The 17,825-nt window shown below is 67.8% G+C and carries 17 protein-coding genes; 9 read left to right on the top strand and 8 right to left on the bottom strand.

The window, feature by feature from the left end; translation table 11 throughout:
• Positions 1–309 precede the first annotated feature (309 nt).
• Together ACLB90_RS17445 and ACLB90_RS17450 are read right to left on the bottom strand one after the other, a co-directional pair.
• Positions 310–900, bottom strand: coding sequence for a response regulator transcription factor (locus tag ACLB90_RS17445; protein ID WP_411850635.1), 591 nt, complete (start codon positions 898–900; stop codon positions 310–312).
• Positions 897–2,123 (bottom strand): ATP-binding protein, encoded by a 1,227-nt coding sequence (locus ACLB90_RS17450; protein ID WP_411850636.1) that lies wholly within the window; start codon positions 2,121–2,123, stop codon positions 897–899. Before ACLB90_RS17450 ends, ACLB90_RS17445 begins: the two co-directional genes overlap by 4 nt.
• Before the next feature lie 132 nt (positions 2,124–2,255).
• Between ACLB90_RS17450 and ispG the strand changes: the two genes are divergently transcribed.
• The 3 genes from ispG to ACLB90_RS17465 all read left to right on the top strand — a co-directional run bounded on the left by ispG (position 2,256) and on the right by ACLB90_RS17465 (position 5,101).
• Positions 2,256–3,521 carry a flavodoxin-dependent (E)-4-hydroxy-3-methylbut-2-enyl-diphosphate synthase gene (gene ispG / locus ACLB90_RS17455; RefSeq protein ID WP_411850637.1) on the top strand — a complete coding sequence of 422 codons (1,266 nt, stop codon included), beginning with the start codon at positions 2,256–2,258 and terminating at the stop codon, positions 3,519–3,521.
• The gene (locus ACLB90_RS17460) at positions 3,502–4,209 is read left to right on the top strand and encodes a phosphatase PAP2 family protein (RefSeq protein ID WP_411850638.1); all 708 of its coding nucleotides are present in this window, start codon (positions 3,502–3,504) and stop codon (positions 4,207–4,209) included. Before ispG ends, ACLB90_RS17460 begins: the two co-directional genes overlap by 20 nt.
• Positions 4,210–4,453: 244 nt before the next feature.
• The gene (locus ACLB90_RS17465; RefSeq protein WP_411850639.1) at positions 4,454–5,101 is read left to right on the top strand and encodes a response regulator; all 648 of its coding nucleotides are present in this window, start codon (positions 4,454–4,456) and stop codon (positions 5,099–5,101) included.
• 48 nt (positions 5,102–5,149) lie between these two features.
• Here ACLB90_RS17465 and ACLB90_RS17470 read toward each other — a convergent pair whose 3' ends face one another.
• The 5 genes from ACLB90_RS17470 to zwf all read right to left on the bottom strand — a co-directional run bounded on the left by ACLB90_RS17470 (position 5,150) and on the right by zwf (position 11,258).
• Positions 5,150–5,809, bottom strand: coding sequence for a bifunctional 4-hydroxy-2-oxoglutarate aldolase/2-dehydro-3-deoxy-phosphogluconate aldolase (locus ACLB90_RS17470; RefSeq protein ID WP_411850640.1), 660 nt, complete (start codon positions 5,807–5,809; stop codon positions 5,150–5,152).
• 326 nt (positions 5,810–6,135) lie between these two features.
• The gene (gene edd / locus ACLB90_RS17475) at positions 6,136–8,052 is read right to left on the bottom strand and encodes a phosphogluconate dehydratase (protein WP_411850641.1); all 1,917 of its coding nucleotides are present in this window, start codon (positions 8,050–8,052) and stop codon (positions 6,136–6,138) included.
• Positions 8,053–8,098: 46 nt separating this feature from the next.
• Entirely contained in the window at positions 8,099–8,821 is a 723-nt protein-coding gene (pgl, locus tag ACLB90_RS17480) for a 6-phosphogluconolactonase (RefSeq protein WP_411850642.1), read from the bottom strand.
• Positions 8,818–9,825, bottom strand: coding sequence for a glucokinase (gene glk, locus ACLB90_RS17485; protein ID WP_411850643.1), 1,008 nt, complete (start codon positions 9,823–9,825; stop codon positions 8,818–8,820). The genes pgl and glk overlap by 4 nt, the downstream gene beginning before the upstream one ends.
• Positions 9,822–11,258 (bottom strand): glucose-6-phosphate dehydrogenase, encoded by a 1,437-nt coding sequence (gene zwf, locus ACLB90_RS17490; RefSeq protein ID WP_411850644.1) that lies wholly within the window; start codon positions 11,256–11,258, stop codon positions 9,822–9,824. Before zwf ends, glk begins: the two co-directional genes overlap by 4 nt.
• Positions 11,259–11,612: 354 nt before the next feature.
• On the opposite strand from zwf, the gene ACLB90_RS17495 reads away from it, so the two are divergent.
• On the top strand, positions 11,613–12,707 hold the full coding sequence (locus ACLB90_RS17495; RefSeq protein WP_411850645.1) for an ABC transporter ATP-binding protein: 1,095 nt from the start codon (positions 11,613–11,615) through the stop codon (positions 12,705–12,707).
• A gap of 383 nt (positions 12,708–13,090) precedes the next feature.
• On the opposite strand, the gene ACLB90_RS17500 is transcribed toward ACLB90_RS17495, so the two are convergent.
• Positions 13,091–13,954: a YgfZ/GcvT domain-containing protein gene (locus tag ACLB90_RS17500; RefSeq protein WP_411850646.1), complete on the bottom strand. Its 864-nt coding sequence runs from the start codon at positions 13,952–13,954 to the stop codon at positions 13,091–13,093.
• 39 nt (positions 13,955–13,993) lie between these two features.
• Between ACLB90_RS17500 and ACLB90_RS17505 the strand changes: the two genes are divergently transcribed.
• The 5 genes from ACLB90_RS17505 to ACLB90_RS17525 all read left to right on the top strand — a co-directional run bounded on the left by ACLB90_RS17505 (position 13,994) and on the right by ACLB90_RS17525 (position 17,770).
• Complete coding sequence (locus ACLB90_RS17505) at positions 13,994–14,167, top strand: DUF1674 domain-containing protein (RefSeq protein ID WP_082316384.1); 174 nt, start codon at positions 13,994–13,996, stop codon at positions 14,165–14,167.
• A gap of 56 nt (positions 14,168–14,223) precedes the next feature.
• On the top strand, positions 14,224–14,616 hold the full coding sequence (sdhC, locus tag ACLB90_RS17510; protein ID WP_411850647.1) for a succinate dehydrogenase, cytochrome b556 subunit: 393 nt from the start codon (positions 14,224–14,226) through the stop codon (positions 14,614–14,616).
• Positions 14,613–14,999 carry a succinate dehydrogenase, hydrophobic membrane anchor protein gene (gene sdhD / locus ACLB90_RS17515; protein WP_136005859.1) on the top strand — a complete coding sequence of 129 codons (387 nt, stop codon included), beginning with the start codon at positions 14,613–14,615 and terminating at the stop codon, positions 14,997–14,999. Before sdhC ends, sdhD begins: the two co-directional genes overlap by 4 nt.
• Before the next feature lie 31 nt (positions 15,000–15,030).
• Positions 15,031–16,821: a succinate dehydrogenase flavoprotein subunit gene (sdhA, locus tag ACLB90_RS17520; protein ID WP_411850648.1), complete on the top strand. Its 1,791-nt coding sequence runs from the start codon at positions 15,031–15,033 to the stop codon at positions 16,819–16,821.
• A 163-nt stretch (positions 16,822–16,984) separates the two neighbouring features.
• The gene (locus tag ACLB90_RS17525) at positions 16,985–17,770 is read left to right on the top strand and encodes a succinate dehydrogenase iron-sulfur subunit (RefSeq protein WP_017355967.1); all 786 of its coding nucleotides are present in this window, start codon (positions 16,985–16,987) and stop codon (positions 17,768–17,770) included.
• The last annotated feature ends 55 nt before the right edge of the window (positions 17,771–17,825 follow it).

A 17,825-nucleotide genomic window follows, 5' to 3' on the forward strand; every position in this document is an offset into this window, starting at 1 on the left:
CCGCTGGTCGGCTACCGCGCGCAGCGCGGGATGGTGATCGGCCCCCGGGTAGAGCCGACCGCTGGTCGGCTATCGCGCGTAGCGCGGGACGGTGATCGGCTCCCCGGTAGAGCCGACCGTTGGTCGGCTATCGCGCGCAGCGCGGGATGTTGATGTTCGTCGCGAAGGGCAGCCGACCAACGGTCGGCTCTACCGATCTGCGCCTGTTGTTGATGTTCGATGCGAAGAGCAGCCGACCAACGGTCGGCTCTACCGAACTGCGCCTGGTGTTGATGCCCGTCGCGAAAGGCAGCCGACCAACGGTCGGCTCTACCGGCTGGGGTCGCGTTCGGGGCTGGGGCGCTTGGCGAGCTTGCGCTGCAGCGAGCGCCGGTGCATGCCGAGCAGGCGGGCGGCGGCGGAGACGTTGCCGCCGGTTTCGTGCATGGCCTGCTGGATGTGCTCCCACTGCAGGCGGCTGATCGGCGTCATCGCATCCGGCGGTTCCAGGTCGCCGTCATCGGCCGGGCCGTCGTCTTCTTCGCCGAGTGCACGCAGGATCATCGGCACCGTGGCCGGCTTCGGCAGGTAGTCGTCGGCGCCGAGTTTGATCGCTTCCACCGCGGTGGCGATGCTGGCGTAGCCGGTGACCAGCAGGATGCGCATGTCCTCGCGCAGCGCGCGCAATGGCTGGATCAGCGCCAGGCCGGATTCGGCGCCGAGCTTGAGGTCGATCAGCGCAAAGGCCGGCGGCTGCTGGCGCGCCAGCAGCAGGGCAGACGCGATGTCGCTGGCGGTGACGGTTTCCAGGCCCTTGCGCGCCAGGCTGCGCTGCAGCGTGCGCAGGTACAGTTCGTCGTCGTCGACCAGCAGGCCGTGGATGGCCGGCGCGGTGCCGGGTACCGGTGTGTAGGGGGTCATGTGGAGGTCTCCCGGGGGGACAGGGGCAGGCGGAAGCCGACGCGGGTGCCGGCACCGTGGGCCGGACGCATCCACAGTTCGCCTTCCAGTCGTTCGATGGTGGCATGCGACAGGGCCAGGCCAACGCCCATGCCCTCGGTCTTGCCGCTGTTGAACAGCGTGCCGGGCAGTACTGCCTGGCGCGCATCGAAGCCGTGGCCGTAATCGCGGACTTCGCCGATCAGGTCCTCGCCCTGGATGCGCAGCGTGAGGTCCACCTGCGGGCGCTCGGCCTTCTCGCCGGCGTCGGCGGCATTGTTGAGCAGCACCATCAGCAGATGGCCGATGCCGGGGTCCAGCGGCAGGTCGAGCGGGGCGTCGTCATTGCGCTTGAGCGCGATGGTCGGGCGTACCAGCCGCCACTGTTCCAGCACCTGCGGCAGGGTCACCCGGTCGCGGCCGGAGCTTTCGCCCGCCGCCGGCCGGGCCAGCGCCAGCACGCGCTCGCGGCATTGCACCAGCAGTTCGCGCAGGGTCTCCACGTCGTCGCGGACCTCGCTGCTGTCGGTCTGGTCGGCGATGTCGTCGGCGAGCAGGGTCATGGTCGCCAGCGGCGTGTTGAGTTCATGCGCCACCGAGGCGGCATGCGTGGCCAGCGCGACGATGCCTTCGTTGCGCACGAAGCGCTCGCGCAGCAGCGCCAGTTCGTGCTCGCGATGGCGCAGGGCGATGGCCAGCCGGGTGGCGAACACCAGCACCACCGTGGCCGACAGCAGGAAGTTGCAGACCACGCCCCACTGGTGCATCTGCATGGCGGTGAAGTAGCCGGCCGGCAGCGGCACGCCGAACAGGCCGCTGACCGCATAGCCGATCAGGCAGGCGGCGGCCACGGCCAGGGTCCAGCGCAGCGGCAGGGCGAGCGCGGCCAGGGCGATCAGGATCAGGAACAGCGAGCCGAACGGATTGGCGATGCCGCCGCTCCAGCCCACCATCCAGGTCAGGACGGTGACGTCGACCAGGATGTGGCAGAAGGCGGTGAGGGGCGCCGTGTCGGCGTCATGCACCCGCCACTGCGCGTATAGATTGAACAGCGCCAGCGCCGCCACGCCCGCCCAGAGCGGGCGCTGCGACAGCTCCAGCCCCAGAACCCACGTGGCGACAAGGATCGTGGCCGCCTGGCCGGCCACGGCCAGCCAGCGCAGACTGCACAGCGTTCGGAGAAAGGGGGCGTCGGGACCGGTCATTGCCCGCCCATCGTATGCGTTCGGCGGGCGGGCTGCCTGCGACAATCGGCCGCATCGGCCGACCCCGGCTGAAAATGAGTGCCGAGCAACGGCCAGCACCTACCTGCACGCTGGGCGCGCTAAAATGCCGGCATGCATGACGCCGTTACCCGACCGACCCAACCCTCCGACACCACTGTGTGGGCCCGCCGCCAGACCCAGGCCGTCCGCATCGGCAGCGTGGTGGTCGGCGGTGGCCAGCCCGTGGTCGTCCAGTCGATGACCAATACCGACACTGCCGATGTCGCCTCCAGCGTCAAACAGGTGGCCGAGCTGTGGCGGGCCGGGTCGGAAATGGTGCGGCTGACGGTCAACAACCCCGAATCGGCCGCGGCGATCCCGCGCATCGTCGAGAAGCTGCGGATGATGGGGATCGACGTCCCCCTGATCGGCGATTTCCATTACAACGGGCATCAGCTGCTGACCCAGGAGCCGGCCTGCGCCGAAGCGCTGGCCAAGTACCGGATCAACCCGGGCAATGTCGGCTTCGGCAAGAAAAAGGACACTCAGTTCGCGCAGTTGATCGAGTTCGCGATCCGCTACGACAAGCCGGTGCGCATCGGCGCCAACTGGGGGTCGCTGGACCAGTCGCTCGCCGCGCGCCTGATGGACGAGAACAGCCAGCGCGCGCAGCCGTGGGATGCCGGCCGGGTGCTGCGCGAGGCCTTGATCCGTTCTGCGCTGGATTCGGCCCATACCGCCGTTGAACTGGGCCTGCCGCGCGATCGCATCGTGCTCTCGGCCAAGGTCAGTGGCGTGCAGGAACTGATCGCGGTCTACCGCGACCTGGCCCAGCGCTCGGACTTCGCCCTGCACCTGGGCCTGACCGAGGCCGGCATCGGCAGCAAGGGCATCGTCGCCTCGTCGGCGGCGCTGGCGGTACTGCTGCAGGAAGGCATCGGCGACACCATCCGCATTTCGCTCACCCCGGAACCGGGGCAGTCGCGCACCGCAGAGGTGATCGTGGCCCAGGAACTGCTGCAGACCACCGGCCAGCGTGCCTTCACACCGCTGGTCACGGCCTGCCCGGGCTGCGGCCGCACCACCTCCGAGTTCTTCCAGGAACTGGCCAAGGTGGTGCAGAACCACGTGCGCGGCAAGATGCCGGAGTGGAAGGTGAGCCACCCGGGGGCGGAGAACATGACCCTGGCGGTGATGGGCTGCATCGTCAACGGGCCGGGCGAATCGCGCCATGCCAACATCGGCATCTCGCTGCCGGGCACCGGTGAAACGCCGGCCGCGCCGGTGTTCGTGGATGGCGAAAAGACGGTGACCCTGCGTGGCGACAACATCGCCCAGGACTTCGTGACGTTGATCGACGAATACGTCGAACGGAAGTATGTCCGACGTGTCGGATAAGCCCACGGTGCTGGCCGCACCGGAGCCGGCAGCCGGATTCCGCCAGTGGATGGGCCACAACGCGTGGCGCTTCGTGCTGCTGTTCGTGGGCGTGCTGCTGCCGCTGGCCGGCTTCGTCGCGCTGGCCGACGAAGTGCATGAACTGGAATCGATCTATTTCGACGCGCCGCTGCTGTGGAAGATGCATGGCCTGCAGTCGCCCGGGCTGGACCGGTTCTTCGTGCTGCTGTCAAAGCTGGGCTACGAATGGTTCCTGATCCCGGCCGATGTGATCATCGTGGCGGCGCTGCTGTGGTGGCGACGCTGGCGTGAAGCCAGTTTCGTGGCGATCTGCTTCGTTGGCTCGGCGCTGTTGAACCTGGGCAGCAAGCAGTTCTTCCAGCGCGACCGTCCCAGCCTGTGGGAGTCGATCGCCCCGGAAAGCACGTTCAGCTTCCCGAGCGGGCACGCGATGGGCTCGATGACGCTGGCCATCACCCTGATCCTGCTGACCTGGACGACCCGCTGGCGCTGGCCGGTGCTGATCCTGGCCGGCGGCTTCGCCCTGCTGGTGAGCGTGTCGCGGGTCTACCTGGGCGTGCATTACCCCTCCGACATCCTGGCCGGGTGGTGTGCCGCGGTGGTTTGGGTGGTAGGGTGTTTCCTGGTGATGTTCCGGCGCCGCCGCCCGTGGCGGCACCGCGGCTGATCCAGACACGGCACGTATCGCACCGGGGAGAGGTGCGGTGACGCGGGGAGGCGTCGATGCCGACAGGGCGCCGATAGGCGTAATAAACCAGGGTTGCCTTCTTTGAAAGGCAAGGGGAAGGGGCTTTCAAAACCGGATGTGATGTCGACACCAGAACGGACGATGCACTGCATGTTCATTCTTGTGATCGTCTTGTCCCGCCGTTAGGCTGGCCCCCGTTAGCAGCGTTTGAAGAGGTACGTGCATGACGATTCGAGTGTATCTGGTGGACGATCATGCGCTGGTGCGTACCGGCATGAAGATGATCCTCTCCAACGAGACCGACATCGACGTGGTCGGCGAGGCCGAGTCCGGCGAAGACGCACTGCCGGAAATCCGCCAGTTGCGCCCCGATGTCGTGCTGTGCGATCTGCACCTGCCCGGCGTCAGCGGCATGGAGGTCACCGAGCGCGTGGTCCGTGGCGATCACGGCACCCGCGTGGTGATCGTATCGGTGCTGGAAGACGGCCCGATGCCCAAGCGCCTGCTCGAAGCCGGTGCGTCCGGCTACATCGGCAAGGCCTGCGATGCGCAGGAACTGCTGCGTGCCGTGCGCGATGCCGCGCTGGGCCGCCGCTACCTGGGCAGCAGCATCGCCCAGAACCTGGCGCTGTCCAACGTGGAAGGCAGCCACTCGCCGTTCGATGCGCTGTCGCCGCGAGAACTGGAAGTCGCCCTGCTGCTCACCCAGGGCCTGCGCCAGGAAGACATCGCCAAGCGCCTCAGCCTGAGTGCCAAGACCGTCAACACGCACAAGGCGCGCCTGTTCGAGAAGATGGGCATCAGCGACAACATCGCCTTGGCGCGCATGGCCAGCCAGTACGGTCTGGTGGACCCGGCGCGACCGATGTAATCCGCGCCGGTGTTGCCGGCAGCCGGGCGATGCCCGGCTGCCGTTGCCTCAATGCGCGCGGACGCGTGCCACGATCTTCGCCGCCTGGGCCGCGCTCTCGCGCACCTTGTCCCATTCGCCGTTGTCGATCCAGTTGCCCGGCACCATCCACGAACCGCCGATGCAGACCACGTTCTTCTGCTCCAGGTACTCGGCTGCCGTGGTCTCGGTGATGCCGCCGGTCGGGCACAGCTTCAGGTCCGGAATCGGACCGGCCAGGCCCTTGATCATCGCCAGACCGCCCACCGCCGAGGCCGGGAACAGCTTGCACACCCGGAAGCCACGCGCATACAGCGCCAGCATCTCGGTCGGCGAGGCCGCACCCGGCACCACCGGCAGCGGCGCCGCCGCAAGCGCATCGGCCATGTGCGCCGGCGTACCCGGCGTCACCAGGAAATCCGCGCCGGCATCGATCGACTGCTGCATCTGCTCCACGGTCAGTACCGTGCCCGCACCCACCACCACGTCCGGCAGCTCGCGCTTGAGCATCGCCAGCGCCTCCATCGCCACCGGCGTGCGCAGCGTCAGCTCGATCGCAGGCAGGCCGCCTTCCAGCAGCGCCGCGCTGACCGCGCGTGCCTGGTCCAGGGTGTGCACGGTGACGACGGGCAGGATGCCGGCGGCGTGGAGGAGGGATTCAGCGCGTTTCTGGTGTTCGGCAATGCTCATGAAAATGTCTTCCTGTTGATCGGGTCGACCAGGTGTTGGCCGGAGACCCCAAAGGCCGGCCAGAGGCCGGCGCTACCGAATTGGCCGACGCCAACAAGGCGCCGCACTGTGTCGTGAGGCGGTTGGTGAATCGCGTAATGGTCGCGAATCAGCCAACAAAGCGCCGCACTGTGTCGTGAGGCAGCGGCGGGGGTCTCCGTAGGGACCGTAGAAAACAGGGATGTTTTCTACGAGCCTACATGGACGTATTCACGGCGTGTCCCGTAGGAGACCCCCGCCGTTGCCTCACCGCAGTGAAGCCCACCGCCGCTCTACACGATAAACCGTCAGGCATCCTTGGCCTCATGCGGCGCAAGCGCTGCCTCGGCGTCGTGCCCCAGCTCGTACTCCGCGTCGTAGTTCCAGATGTCGCCGTCGGCGGCAGCCGGCCCGCACGAGATCGAAATCGCGCCCTGGTCGGCCGGGCCCACCAGACGGCGGTTCATCGCGAACAGGTTGCGGCCCAGATCGTGTGCCGCCGGTGCCGTGTTCGGCGCCAGCGTGCGCGCCGCCCACTCGGCCGGATCGACCAGCACTTCCAGCGTGCCCGCCTCGCCATCCATCCGGATGATGTCGCCCTCGCGCACCCGCGCCAGCGGACCGCCGCGCGAGGCTTCCGGCGTCATGTGGATCGCGGCCGGGAACTTGCCCGACGCGCCCGACAGGCGGCCGTCGGTGACCAGCGCCACGCGCCGGCCCTGGTTCTGCAGCAGGCCCAGCAACGGCGCCAGCGAGTGCAGCTCCGGCATCCCGTTCGCACGCGGGCCCTGGTAGCGCACCACCGCCACGAAATCGTGCGGCAGCATCCCGGCCGCGTGCAGCTTGTTCAGCACCTGCGGCGCATCCACCACCACCGCCGGCGCTTCGATCGTGCGGTACTGCGGCTTCACCGCCGACAGCTTGATCAGCGAACGCCCCAGGTTGCCGCGCAGCAGGCGCAGACCGCCCTGTGCCTCGAACGGATCGGCCACGCCGCGCACCACCTCGGTGTCCGCGCTCTCAGTGATGCCGTCGATCCAGGTCAGTGCACCGTCGCGCAGCGCCGGCTCCTGCCCGTATTGACGCATCCCGCCGACCGCCACCGTTTCCAGGTCGGCGTGCATCAGCCCCGCATCCATCAGCTCGCGGAACACGAATGCCGTGCCGCCGGCCGCCGCGAAGCGGTTCACGTCCGCCTCGCCGTTCGGATAGACCCGCGCCAACAGCGGGATCAGCTGCGACAGCTGGTCCATGTCGTCCCAGGTCAGCACGATCCCGGCCGCACGCGCCACCGCGATCCAGTGGATCGTGTGGTTGGTCGAGCCGCCGGTCGCCATCAGCGTCACCACGGCGTTGACGATCGCGCGTTCGTCGATCAGGCGGCCCAGCGGACGGAAATCGTCGCCCAGCGCACTGATTTCCAGCGCGCGCGCGCCGGCATGGCGGGTCAGCGCATCGCGCAGCGGCGTATCCGGGTTGACGAACGACGCGCCCGGCAACTGCACGCCCATCGCTTCGAGCAGGGTCTGGTTGGAGTTGGCCGTACCGTAGAACGTGCAGGTGCCGGCGCCGTGATAGGACGCTGCTTCCACTTCCAGCAGTTCCTCGCGGGTCGCCTGGCCGGCGGCGTAGCGCTCGCGGACTTCGGCCTTCTGCTTGTTCGGAATGCCCGGCGTCATCGGCCCGGCCGGCAGGAAGATCGCCGGCAGGTGGCCGAAGGCCAGCGCGCCGATCAGCAGACCCGGCACGATCTTGTCGCAGACACCGAGGTAGACGGTGGCATCGAACATGTCGTGGCTCAGCCCGATCGCGGTCGACTGGGCGATCACATCGCGCGAGAACAGCGACAGTTCCATCCCGCCGCGGCCCTGGGTGACGCCATCGCACATCGCCGGCACGCCGCCGGCGACCTGCGCGGTGGCGCCGAGTTCGCGGGCGGTCTCGCGCAGTATCTCCGGGTAGTGCTCGAACGGCTGGTGCGCCGACAGCATGTCGTTGTAGGCGGTGATGATGCCCAGGTTCGGCGTCACCCCGCCGCGCAGGCGGCTCTTGTCGGTGGGGCCGCAGGCCGCGAAGCCGTGGGCGAGGTTGCCGCAGCTCAGGCGCGAACGGAACGGGCCGTCGCGCAGCGCGGCGTCGACGCCGGCCAGGTAGGCGGCGCGCGAGGCGGCGCTGCGCTGGACGATGCGCTCGGTGATGGCATGGAGTTTGGGATGCAGGCTCATTGGCTACCGGCTATGAGAAGGCGAACGGAATACCACCGGGGCGAGGTCAGTCGCACCAGTGCACGCGCAGCTTGGCGCCGCCGAGGTTGATCGCATTGAGGATGGGATAGAGGTGCGGGTTGTTGCTGTCCAGCGCCTGGCGCAGCACGTCCAGCTTCTGCTTGCCGCGCAGCAGCAGCAGGCGCTGCTGGCTCTGCCCGAGCCCGTGCGGGGTCAGGGTGATGCGCAGCGGCCACTGGTTGGCGCCCGGGCAGCCGGTGGCATCCAGCGCGGCATAGGGCAGGGTGCTTTCCACGGCGCGGGCCAGATCGCGGGAACCGGGGAACAGCGAGGCGGTGTGGCCGTCGTTGCCCATCCCCAGCACGCTCAGGCACGGCCGTTGGCTGTGCTGGGCCTGCAGGTTGGCGGCGTACACGCATTCGGCCAGCGGCTTGCCGACCCGCACCAGCGGATCGAAATGCGCGCCTTCGGCACGGGTGAGGAAGCTCTCGCGCACCAGCCAGGCATTGCTGTCGCGGTCCTGCGGGGACAACCAGCGCTCATCGACCAGGCTGACCTCGACACGGTCCCAGTGCACGTCCAGCTCGGCCAGCGCCTGGTAGACCGGCGCCGGCGTGGTGCCGCCGGAGAGCAGCATGCGTGCACGGCCGAACGCGGTGATCTCGTCGTTGAGAACCTGCGCCATCTCCGCGGCCACAGCCTCGATCCACGCCTCGGCATCGCCGTGGCGGATCAAGGTGAAACGGTCCTGCGTGTCCAGCGCGGTCATGCGGCGGCTCCCTGCAGATCGCGCTCGGCGTCTGCGGCATAGGCGGCGGCACCGAGCAGGCCCGCGTGAGGGTGCATCACCGCCAGCGAAGGCACCCGGGCCATGATCGAGGAGAAGCGTCCCTTGTGTTCGAAGCGCTGGCGGAAACCGGAGTGCTGCAATGAATCGAGCATCTTCGGCACCAGCCCGCCGGTCAGGAATACGCCATCCCAGGCGCCCTGGATCAGCACCAGGTCGCCGGCGATGGCGCCGAACACCGCGCAGAACACATCCACCGTCCGCATTGCCTGCGGGTCGCCGTGCAGGGCGCGCGCGGTGACGTCCACCGGTTGCAGCTGGCCCGGATCGATGTCGGCCATCTCGCAGACGGCGCGATGGATGTTGACCAGACCCGGCCCGCAGATCAGCCGCTCGTTGGAGACGCGGCCGAACTGTTCGGAGAGGATTTCCAGGATGCGGATCTCTTCCGGCGTGCCCGGCGGGAAGCTGACATGGCCGCCCTCGGTTTCCAGCGGATAGCAGCGGCCGTGGCGCAGGATCAGCCCGCCCACGCCCAGCCCGGTGCCCGGGCCGATCACCGCGTAGTTGCGCGGCTGGCCGGGCTTGCCCGGAACCCATGCCGCGCCGCCGACCTGGACCACGTCCTGCGGCTGCAGCAGCGAGATCGCCATCGCCTGGGCGGCGAAGTCGTTGATCAGGTGCAGCTCGTCGAAGCCGAGCATGTGCGCGGTGCGCGCCCGCGAGATCACCCACGGATGGTTGGTGATGCGGGCCTCATCGCCATCCACGCGACCGGCCACGGCGAACACGCCGCGGCGCGCCTCGGCGCCGATCTGGTCCAGGTAGTGGCGTGCCGCATCGCCCAGCGACGGGAAATCGGCGACTACGAACTCACGGATGCTGTCCTGCTGCAGCGGGGCGGCCTGCGCCGTGTCGGCCAGCGCGAAGCGCGCGTTGGTGCCACCGATATCGGCGACCAGCACCGGTTGCGACGCCGCGGTCATGCGCGATCCTTGCCGGCATCGGCGTCCACGTCGGCGGGCAGGAAGCCAATCGCCTCTTCCGGGCCCCACTGGCCGGCGGGGTAGGGCTGCAGCGGCAGTGCCGCCGCCTTCCAGGCGTCGCTGACACTGTCGATCCAGGCCCAGGCGGCGCGCACTTCATCGTCGCGCACGAACAGCGCGTGGTTGCCATTGAAGGCATCCAGGAACAGACGCTCGTAGGCGATGCGACGATGCAGCCCGGTGGGTACCGACAGCTCCAGTTCCAGCGGATGCAGTTCCAGCGCGCCCCATTCCGGGCCGGCCAGGCTGCTCATCAGGCCCAGTTCGATGTTTTCCTGCGGCTGCAGCTGGAAGGTGATGCGGTTGGGGGTGGCATTGCCGCGGTCCGGGCGCTCGAACAGCCAGTGCGTGACCGGCTTGAGCGTGACCACCACGCGGGTGGTGCGCTCGGCCAGGCGCTTGCCGGTGACCAGGTGGAACGGCACGCCGGACCAGCGCCAGTTGTCGATGTGCGCGGTGACACCGGCGAAGGTTTCCACATCGCTGCCTTCCGGCGGCTGGTAGGCCTGCGCGGGCTGGCCGTTGATGGTGCCGGCCGTGTAGCGGCCGCGCACGCTGTCGCGAGCGGCGTGCTTCGCATCCAGGGGGCGCAGGGAGCGCAGCACCTTGACCTTCTCGTCGCGGATGCGGTCGGCTTCCAGCGATGCCGGCGGCTCCATCGCCACCAGGCACAGCAGCTGCAGGATGTGGCTCTGGACCATGTCGCGCAGCGCGCCGGAGCGGGCGTAGTACGCGTCGCGGCCGTCCACGCCTTCGCTCTCGGCGACCAGGATGTGCACCGACTCGATGTAGTTGCGGTTCCACACCGCCTCCAGCAGCGTGTTGCCGAAGCGCAGTGCGATCAGGTTCTGCACCGCCGCCTTGCCCAGGTAGTGGTCCAGGCGGAACACGCGGTCCTCGTCGATCCACTGGCCGATGGTGGAGATGATCTCCTCGGCGCTGGCGCTGTCGCTGCCGATCGGCTTCTCCAGCATCAACCGGTGCGGGGCCGCCAGCGCGCCGCCCAGGGCCAGGCCTTCGCAGGTGGAGATGTACAGGCCCGGCGGGATCGCCAGGTAGCTCACGCACCGGCGATCGACCAGGTCGCGCACCGATTCGGCCACCGACTGCGGATCGCGCAGGTCCACCGAGCGGTAGTCGATGCGCTGCAGCAGCGACTGGATGTCCTCCTGGCTGGCCATCGGCATGGCCTGCTGCAGGCGCGGGCGCAGGATCTCGCGGAAGGCCTCGGTGTCGTGCGGGGACAGCGCCAGCGCACGGACCTTGAAGTCCTCGGGGAGCAGGCCGTCGCCGAGCAGTCGCAGCAGCGAGGGGAACAGATAACGCTGGGCCAGATCGCCTGTGGCGCCAAACAGGAAGAGGGTGTCGTGCATCGCTCGAGTTTCAGATCCGGGTGACATCGTTGTCAATCGCTTCTCGTCTATGTTCTCGGGGGTACGGGTGGGTACGTTGACCGCATGCAGCGGTCGCGGCATCGTCCACCCGACGGGCCTGGCGTGACGGCCTGACGACCCGGCGCGCAGGGGATGAAACCGCCCCGCTGGCGCCGACGTCGTTGCCGACCATCGGATAGTGCCACGTGAAAACGTTTACATGGCAGAATGCGCAGACTGTATTCGATTGCAGTGGTCGCCGTCATGCGGCACCACGCCATCGACCTGCCATCGGGAGGGCCGAAGGCAGTTCCGCATAACAGCCCGGAGCCCGGGCGGACTGGAAATGGTGATATGGCAAAAGTGCAGTTGCAGGGGGTTCGCAAGGTCTATGACAACGGTCAGGTGGCCGTGCAGGGCGCAACCTTCGAGGTGGCCGATGGCGAACTGATGGTGCTGGTTGGGCCGTCCGGCTGCGGCAAGTCGACCTTGCTGCGCATGGTCGCGGGTCTGGAAGAGATCAGCGGCGGTACGCTGACCATCGGCGACCGCGTGGTCAACGATGTGGCGCCCAAGGATCGCGATATCGCCATGGTGTTCCAGAGCTATGCGCTGTATCCGCACATGACCGTGGCCGAGAACCTGGCCTTCGGTCTGAAGCTGCGCGGCCACGACAAGGCCACGATCAGCAAGCGGGTCAACGAGGCGGCGCAGACCCTGGGCCTGACCGAGATGCTCGACAAGCTGCCCAAGGCGATGTCCGGCGGCCAGCGTCAGCGCGTTGCGCTGGGGCGGGCGCTGGTGCGCGAGCCGGCGGTGTTCCTGCTGGACGAGCCGCTGTCCAACCTCGACGCCAAGCTGCGCCACAGCGTGCGCACCGAGATCGCGCAGCTGCACCGCAAGCTGGGCACGACGATGATCTACGTCACCCACGACCAGGTGGAAGCGATGACGCTGGGCCAGCGCATCGTGGTGCTCAAGGACGGCATCATCCAGCAGATCGATACGCCGATGGCGCTCTACGACCGTCCGGCCAATCTGTTCGTGGCCGGCTTCCTTGGCAGCCCGGCGATGAACGTGCTGCGCGGCACCCTGCAGCGCGGCGACAGCGGCGTGGTGGTGCAGGAGGCGGCGCTGACCGCACCGCTGGGCCAGGCCGCGGTCGATCCGACCTGGATCGGCAGGACCATTGCCGTGGGCGTGCGCCCCGAGCACCTGCAGCCGGCGGTGGCCGGCGATGCGACGGGCTTCGAGGCGACCATCGACGGCATCGAGCCGGTGGGCAACGAAATCTTCGTGAACATGACCAGCGGCGGCCAGCCCCTGGTGATGCGCGTTGCACCGCAGGCATTGCCGCAGGTCGGCGAGTCGATCCGCGTGGCGATCCAGCCGAAGGGGCTGCATTTCTTCGATGCGGACACCGGCGAGCGGTTGAACCACGACGCGTGAGGTGCAGGGTGTGCGGACCAGCGGTCCGCACCCGCCCCGCGTTGGCGGGTGGCCCTGGACGGATTGCGGGGTTGCCGGCCAGCGGCCGGCACTACCAGTGGAATCCCGGCCGGATCGGGTAATGGCGGTGCCGCTGGACCGGGTAGTGCCGGCCGCTGGCCGGCTCCACGCATTGATGCGGTCACCACCGGCAAGCGGTTGAATCACGACGCGTGAGGCGCAGGGTGTGCGGACCAGCGGTCCGCAGCCACCCCGCGTTGGCGGGTGGCCCCGGACGGATTACGGGGTTGCCGGCCAGCGGCCGGCACTACCAGTGCCGCCAAATTGGATAGTGCCGATGCTGCCGGATCGTGTAGTGCCGGCCGCTGGCCGGCTCCACGCACTCACCGCGCCAGGCCGTCCAGCAGCGGCAGCGGGGCGGCCTCAACGCCGTCGATCGACAGCGGATCGCTGGCGATCTCCAGCGGCAGCACTGCCAGCGCCAGGTCGCTGGCCACGCTGGCCACGGTGCCGATCGCGGCGGCGTTCTGCTGCACCTGGGCGCCGCTGGCGATGTCTGCACCCACCCGCAGCAGCTGCAGGGCGCGCTTGGCCTTCCCCAGGAAGTGCGTGCGCGCCACGATTTCCTGGCCGGGATAGCAGCCTTTCTTGACGCTGTACCCGTTCAGTCGATCCAGGCCCAACTGCTGCGGCGTCCATTGCTCGCGCTGCTCGGCCTCCAGGCGTGGCAGCCCGTAGCGCAGGTCGGACTGGCGCCACGCCAGCGCGAAGGCGGGATCGTCGGGCAGCACCGTGTCGTGCAGCGCCGCAATGCGCAGCGTGCGCGGCAGTGCGTCGCTGCCGACATCCAGTTCCAGCGTCTCGCCGAGCATCGCGATGGCGGCGCCAGCGGCGGCTTCCGGCGCAGTGAAGCTGCCGGCCACACCCAGATCGGTGCGCACGGCCACCTTCACCTTCCGGCGGAAGACGAAGCGCTGCAACTGCGACGCAATCGCATCGGCATCACCATCGGCGAGCACCAGCAGTACCCGCGCATCGTCCACGCGAATCAGCTGAAACACAGCAATGGTGCGGCCTTTGGCGCTCAACCAGGCACTCCACTGCCAGTGCCGCAGGGGCAGGGCGGTGACGTCGCTGGCGAACTGGGCGTGTGCGAATGCGGCCGCATCGGGGCCTTCCAGGCTGAGCAGCTGGTGACCGGAGAGGGCCGGATATCCGACGAAAGCAGGGGGCAGGTTGTCAGGCACGTGAACGGGGTCTAAAATTTGTGCGTTGCGAGACCACCCATGATAGGCCAAACAACCCCCACTCCAGAATCCGACTCCCCAGCCCCGCAGGTCGAGCAGAAGCAGCCGCTTCCCGAGACCCCCGCGGTGCCCGTGGAGATTGGCGGCCGCGGCGGACTTGATCCGGTGCGGTATGGAGACTGGGAGAAAAACGGACGCTGCATCGATTTCTGATCAGCATTGAGCCAACGCGGCATTGTGCCGCCCAGCCGAGACAACGAGCCCAGCGAATGGCCGCCAGAGAACGTCCCCTTTCCCCGCACCTTCAGGTGTATCGCTGGCAGATTCAGATGGCCACCTCGATCCTGCATCGAGCCACCGGCATCTTTCTGTCTGTTGGAGCCCTGATCATCGCCGGCGGCCTGCTCGCCCTGATGATGGGCCCCGAATCCTGGAACTGCTTCACCGGCCATGCCGGCAGCTGGTACGGCAAGCTCTTCCTGTTCGCATGGACGTGGTCGTTTGCCTACCACCTGTGCAATGGCATCCGCCACATCGTGCAGGACTTCGCGATCGGCTTCTCCATTCCCGCCTTCGTGCGCAGCAGCTGGGTCTCGGTATTCGCCAGCCTGGTGATCACCGCGCTGGTCTGGGCGTATGTCTTTGCCGGAGCCGCCGCATGAACAAGTTCCGTACCCCGCTGAAGAACGTGCGTGGGCTTGGCGCTGCCAAGACCGGTACCGAGCATTTCGTGATGCAGCGCCTGACCGCCACCGCGCTGGTCGGCCTGACCATCTGGTTCCTGGTGTTCGTGCTGAGCCTGATCGGCGCCGATTACGTGACCGCCACCGAGGCAGTGTCCAAGCCGTGGAATGCGGTGCTGCTGGTCGGCTTCCTGGTCGCGATGTTCTGGCACGCCCAGCTCGGCCTGCAGGTCGTGCTGGAAGACTACATCCACAACTCGCTGCTGGCCCTGGCGCTGCAGACCACGGTGAAGTTCATCGCCGTGCTCGGCGCGATCGTCAGTGTTTTTGCGGTCGCCCGCATTGCGCTCGGCGTTGCCTGAGTCCAGGCACCAAGACAGGAATCCAGATTAGATGTCCGCTTACAAGATTACGGAACACAAGTACGACATGGTCGTGGTCGGCGCCGGCGGTGCCGGTCTGCGCGCCACGTTCGGTCTTGCCGCCAAGGGCCTGCAGACCGTCTGCCTGACCAAGGTCTTCCCGACCCGCTCGCACACCGTGGCCGCGCAGGGCGGTATTTCCGCCGCGCTGGGCAACATGGGCGAGGACGACTGGCGCTACCACTTCTTCGACACCATCAAGGGCTCGGATTGGCTGGGCGACCAGGACGCCATCGAGTACATGTGCCGCGAAGCGATTCCGGCCATCATCGAACTGGAACACTACGGCGTGCCGTTCAGCCGTACCGAAGAGGGCAAGATCTACCAGCGCCCGTTCGGTGGCATGACCACCAAGTACGGCGAAGGCCCGTCGGCGCAGCGCACCTGCGCCGCGGCCGACCGCACCGGCCACGCCATGCTGCACACGCTGTACCAGCAGTCGCTGGCGCACAACGCGCGCTTCATGATCGAGTACTTCGCGCTCGACCTGATCTTCGATGAGGAAGGCGTCTGCCGCGGCGTGCTCGCCCTGGACATGGCCGACGGCTCGCTGCACCTGTTCCGCGCCCACGGCGTGGTGCTGGCCACCGGCGGCTACGGCCGCGCCTACTTCAGCGCCACCTCGGCCCACACCTGCACCGGCGACGGCGGCGGTCTGGTCATGCGCGCCGGCCTGCCGATGCAGGACATGGAGTTCGTGCAGTTCCACCCGACCGGCATCTACGGCGCCGGCTGCCTGATCACCGAAGGCGTGCGTGGCGAAGGCGGCATCCTGCGCAACAGCAACGGCGAGCGCTTCATGGAGCGCTACGCACCGCACTACAAGGATCTGGCCTCGCGCGACGTGGTGTCGCGTTCGATGACCATCGAAATCCGCGAAGGCCGCGGCGTCGGCGAGCACAAGGACCACATCCTGCTCGACCTGACCCACCTCGGCCCGGGCGTGATCGACGACAAGCTGCCGGGCATCGCCGAAAGCGCGCGCATCTTTGCCGGCGTCGACGTGCACAAGCAGCCGATCCCGGTCATCCCGACCGTGCACTACAACATGGGTGGCATCCCGACCAACTACCACGGCGAAGTCGTGCGCAAGGTCGGCGACAACCCCGATGCGGTGGTGCCGGGCCTGTACGCCATCGGCGAAGCGGCCTGCGTGTCGGTCCACGGCGCCAACCGCCTGGGCTCGAACTCGCTGCTGGACCTGGTGGTGTTCGGCCGTGCGGTAGCCAACCGCTGCGCCGATACCATCAAGCCGGGCCAGCCGCACAAGACCCTGGCTTCCGATGCCTGCGACAAGGCGCTGGGCCTGCTGGACAAGCTGCGCTACGCCAATGGCGACACCCCGACCTCGGTCATCCGCGATCGCATGCAGCGCACCATGCAGAACGACGCGGCGGTGTTCCGTACCAGCAAGACCCTGCAGGAAGGCTGCAGCAAGATGGCCGAGATCTTCGACTCCTTCCAGGACGTCAAAGTCTCCGACCGTTCGCTGGTCTGGAACTCCGACCTGATCGAAACCTACGAGCTGAACAACCTGCTGCTCAATGCGGTGGCGACGATCAACTCGGCCGAACAGCGCAAGGAAAGCCGCGGCGCGCACGCGCACGAGGATTATCCGGACCGCGACGACGTCAACTGGCAGAAGCACACGCTGGTCAACGTCGACGAGAACGGCAAGTGCGAGTTCGACTACCGTCCGGTCCACATGTACACGCTGAGCAAGGACGTGGACGTGGTCCCGCCCAAGCCGCGCGTCTACTAAGAGACCTTCGGCATGACCTCCGGCCACGCAGTGTCTGCCACCTCCTCCGCCCGCACGGGCGGGGTGGTGCGCGCGCCGCTGGCCGGCGGTGTCGACTTCCTCATCTTCCGTGCTAGCCGCGCCTGCATCGCAGCGCGAGCCGCCTGAGCCAACGAGAACAGCCATGGCCGAGTTTTCCCTCCCCAAGAATTCCAAGATCGGAAAGGGCAAGCACTTCCCCGCCAAGAGCGGCGCGAAGAACACCCGTACGTTCAAGATCTACCGCTGGAATCCCGACGACGACAGCAACCCGCGTACCGACACCTACGAGATCGATCTGGACGCCTGCGGCCCGATGGTTCTGGACGCGCTGATCAAGATCAAGAACGAGATCGATCCGACCCTGACCTTCCGTCGTTCGTGCCGCGAGGGCATCTGCGGTTCGTGCGCGATGAACATCGACGGCACCAACACGCTGGCCTGTACCCGCGCCATCGCCGACTGCGGCAAGGCCGAAGTGCCGATCTACCCGCTGCCGCACATGAGCGTGGTCAAGGATCTGGTGCCCGACCTGACCCACTTCTACGCGCAGTACGCGTCGATCAAGCCGTGGATCCGCACCCAGACCCCGCCGCCGCCGGATCGCGAGCGCCTGCAGTCGCCGGAAGACCGCAAGAAGCTCGACGGCCTGTACGAGTGCATCCTGTGCGCCTGCTGCTCGACCAGCTGCCCGAGCTACTGGTGGAACGGCGAGCGTTACCTGGGCCCGGCGATCCTGCTGCAGGCCTACCGCTGGATCGTCGACTCGCGCGATGAGGACACCGGTGCGCGTCTGGACGATCTGGAAGATCCGTTCAAGCTGTACCGCTGCCACACCATCATGAACTGTGCACGGACCTGCCCGAAGGGCCTGAACCCGGCGCTGGCGATCGCCGAGATCAAGAAGCTGATGATGGCGCGCCGCGCCTGACGCGTGGCGGGCTCTGCCCGCAGATCCGTAGAGCCGGGCTCTGCCCGGCTGGACA

It is taken from the genome of Stenotrophomonas sp. LGBM10 (assembly GCF_046736075.1).
Taxonomy (GTDB): domain Bacteria; phylum Pseudomonadota; class Gammaproteobacteria; order Xanthomonadales; family Xanthomonadaceae; genus Stenotrophomonas.

What these genes read in the sequence shown, in the direction of transcription:
- ACLB90_RS17445 (WP_411850635.1), bottom strand. Translation starts at nt 900, where the DNA reads ATGACCCCCTACACACCGGTACCCGGCACCGCGCCGGCCATCCACGGC.
- ACLB90_RS17450 (WP_411850636.1), bottom strand. Translation starts at nt 2,123, where the DNA reads ATGACCGGTCCCGACGCCCCCTTTCTCCGAACGCTGTGCAGTCTGCGC.
- ispG (WP_411850637.1), top strand. Translation starts at nt 2,256, where the DNA reads ATGCATGACGCCGTTACCCGACCGACCCAACCCTCCGACACCACTGTG.
- ACLB90_RS17460 (WP_411850638.1), top strand. Translation starts at nt 3,502, where the DNA reads ATGTCCGACGTGTCGGATAAGCCCACGGTGCTGGCCGCACCGGAGCCG.
- ACLB90_RS17465 (WP_411850639.1), top strand. Translation starts at nt 4,454, where the DNA reads ATGACGATTCGAGTGTATCTGGTGGACGATCATGCGCTGGTGCGTACC.
- ACLB90_RS17470 (WP_411850640.1), bottom strand. Translation starts at nt 5,809, where the DNA reads ATGAGCATTGCCGAACACCAGAAACGCGCTGAATCCCTCCTCCACGCC.
- edd (WP_411850641.1), bottom strand. Translation starts at nt 8,052, where the DNA reads ATGAGCCTGCATCCCAAACTCCATGCCATCACCGAGCGCATCGTCCAG.
- pgl (WP_411850642.1), bottom strand. Translation starts at nt 8,821, where the DNA reads ATGACCGCGCTGGACACGCAGGACCGTTTCACCTTGATCCGCCACGGC.
- glk (WP_411850643.1), bottom strand. Translation starts at nt 9,825, where the DNA reads ATGACCGCGGCGTCGCAACCGGTGCTGGTCGCCGATATCGGTGGCACC.
- zwf (WP_411850644.1), bottom strand. Translation starts at nt 11,258, where the DNA reads ATGCACGACACCCTCTTCCTGTTTGGCGCCACAGGCGATCTGGCCCAG.
- ACLB90_RS17495 (WP_411850645.1), top strand. Translation starts at nt 11,613, where the DNA reads ATGGCAAAAGTGCAGTTGCAGGGGGTTCGCAAGGTCTATGACAACGGT.
- ACLB90_RS17505 (WP_082316384.1), top strand. Translation starts at nt 13,994, where the DNA reads ATGATAGGCCAAACAACCCCCACTCCAGAATCCGACTCCCCAGCCCCG.
- sdhC (WP_411850647.1), top strand. Translation starts at nt 14,224, where the DNA reads ATGGCCGCCAGAGAACGTCCCCTTTCCCCGCACCTTCAGGTGTATCGC.
- sdhD (WP_136005859.1), top strand. Translation starts at nt 14,613, where the DNA reads ATGAACAAGTTCCGTACCCCGCTGAAGAACGTGCGTGGGCTTGGCGCT.
- sdhA (WP_411850648.1), top strand. Translation starts at nt 15,031, where the DNA reads ATGTCCGCTTACAAGATTACGGAACACAAGTACGACATGGTCGTGGTC.
- ACLB90_RS17525 (WP_017355967.1), top strand. Translation starts at nt 16,985, where the DNA reads ATGGCCGAGTTTTCCCTCCCCAAGAATTCCAAGATCGGAAAGGGCAAG.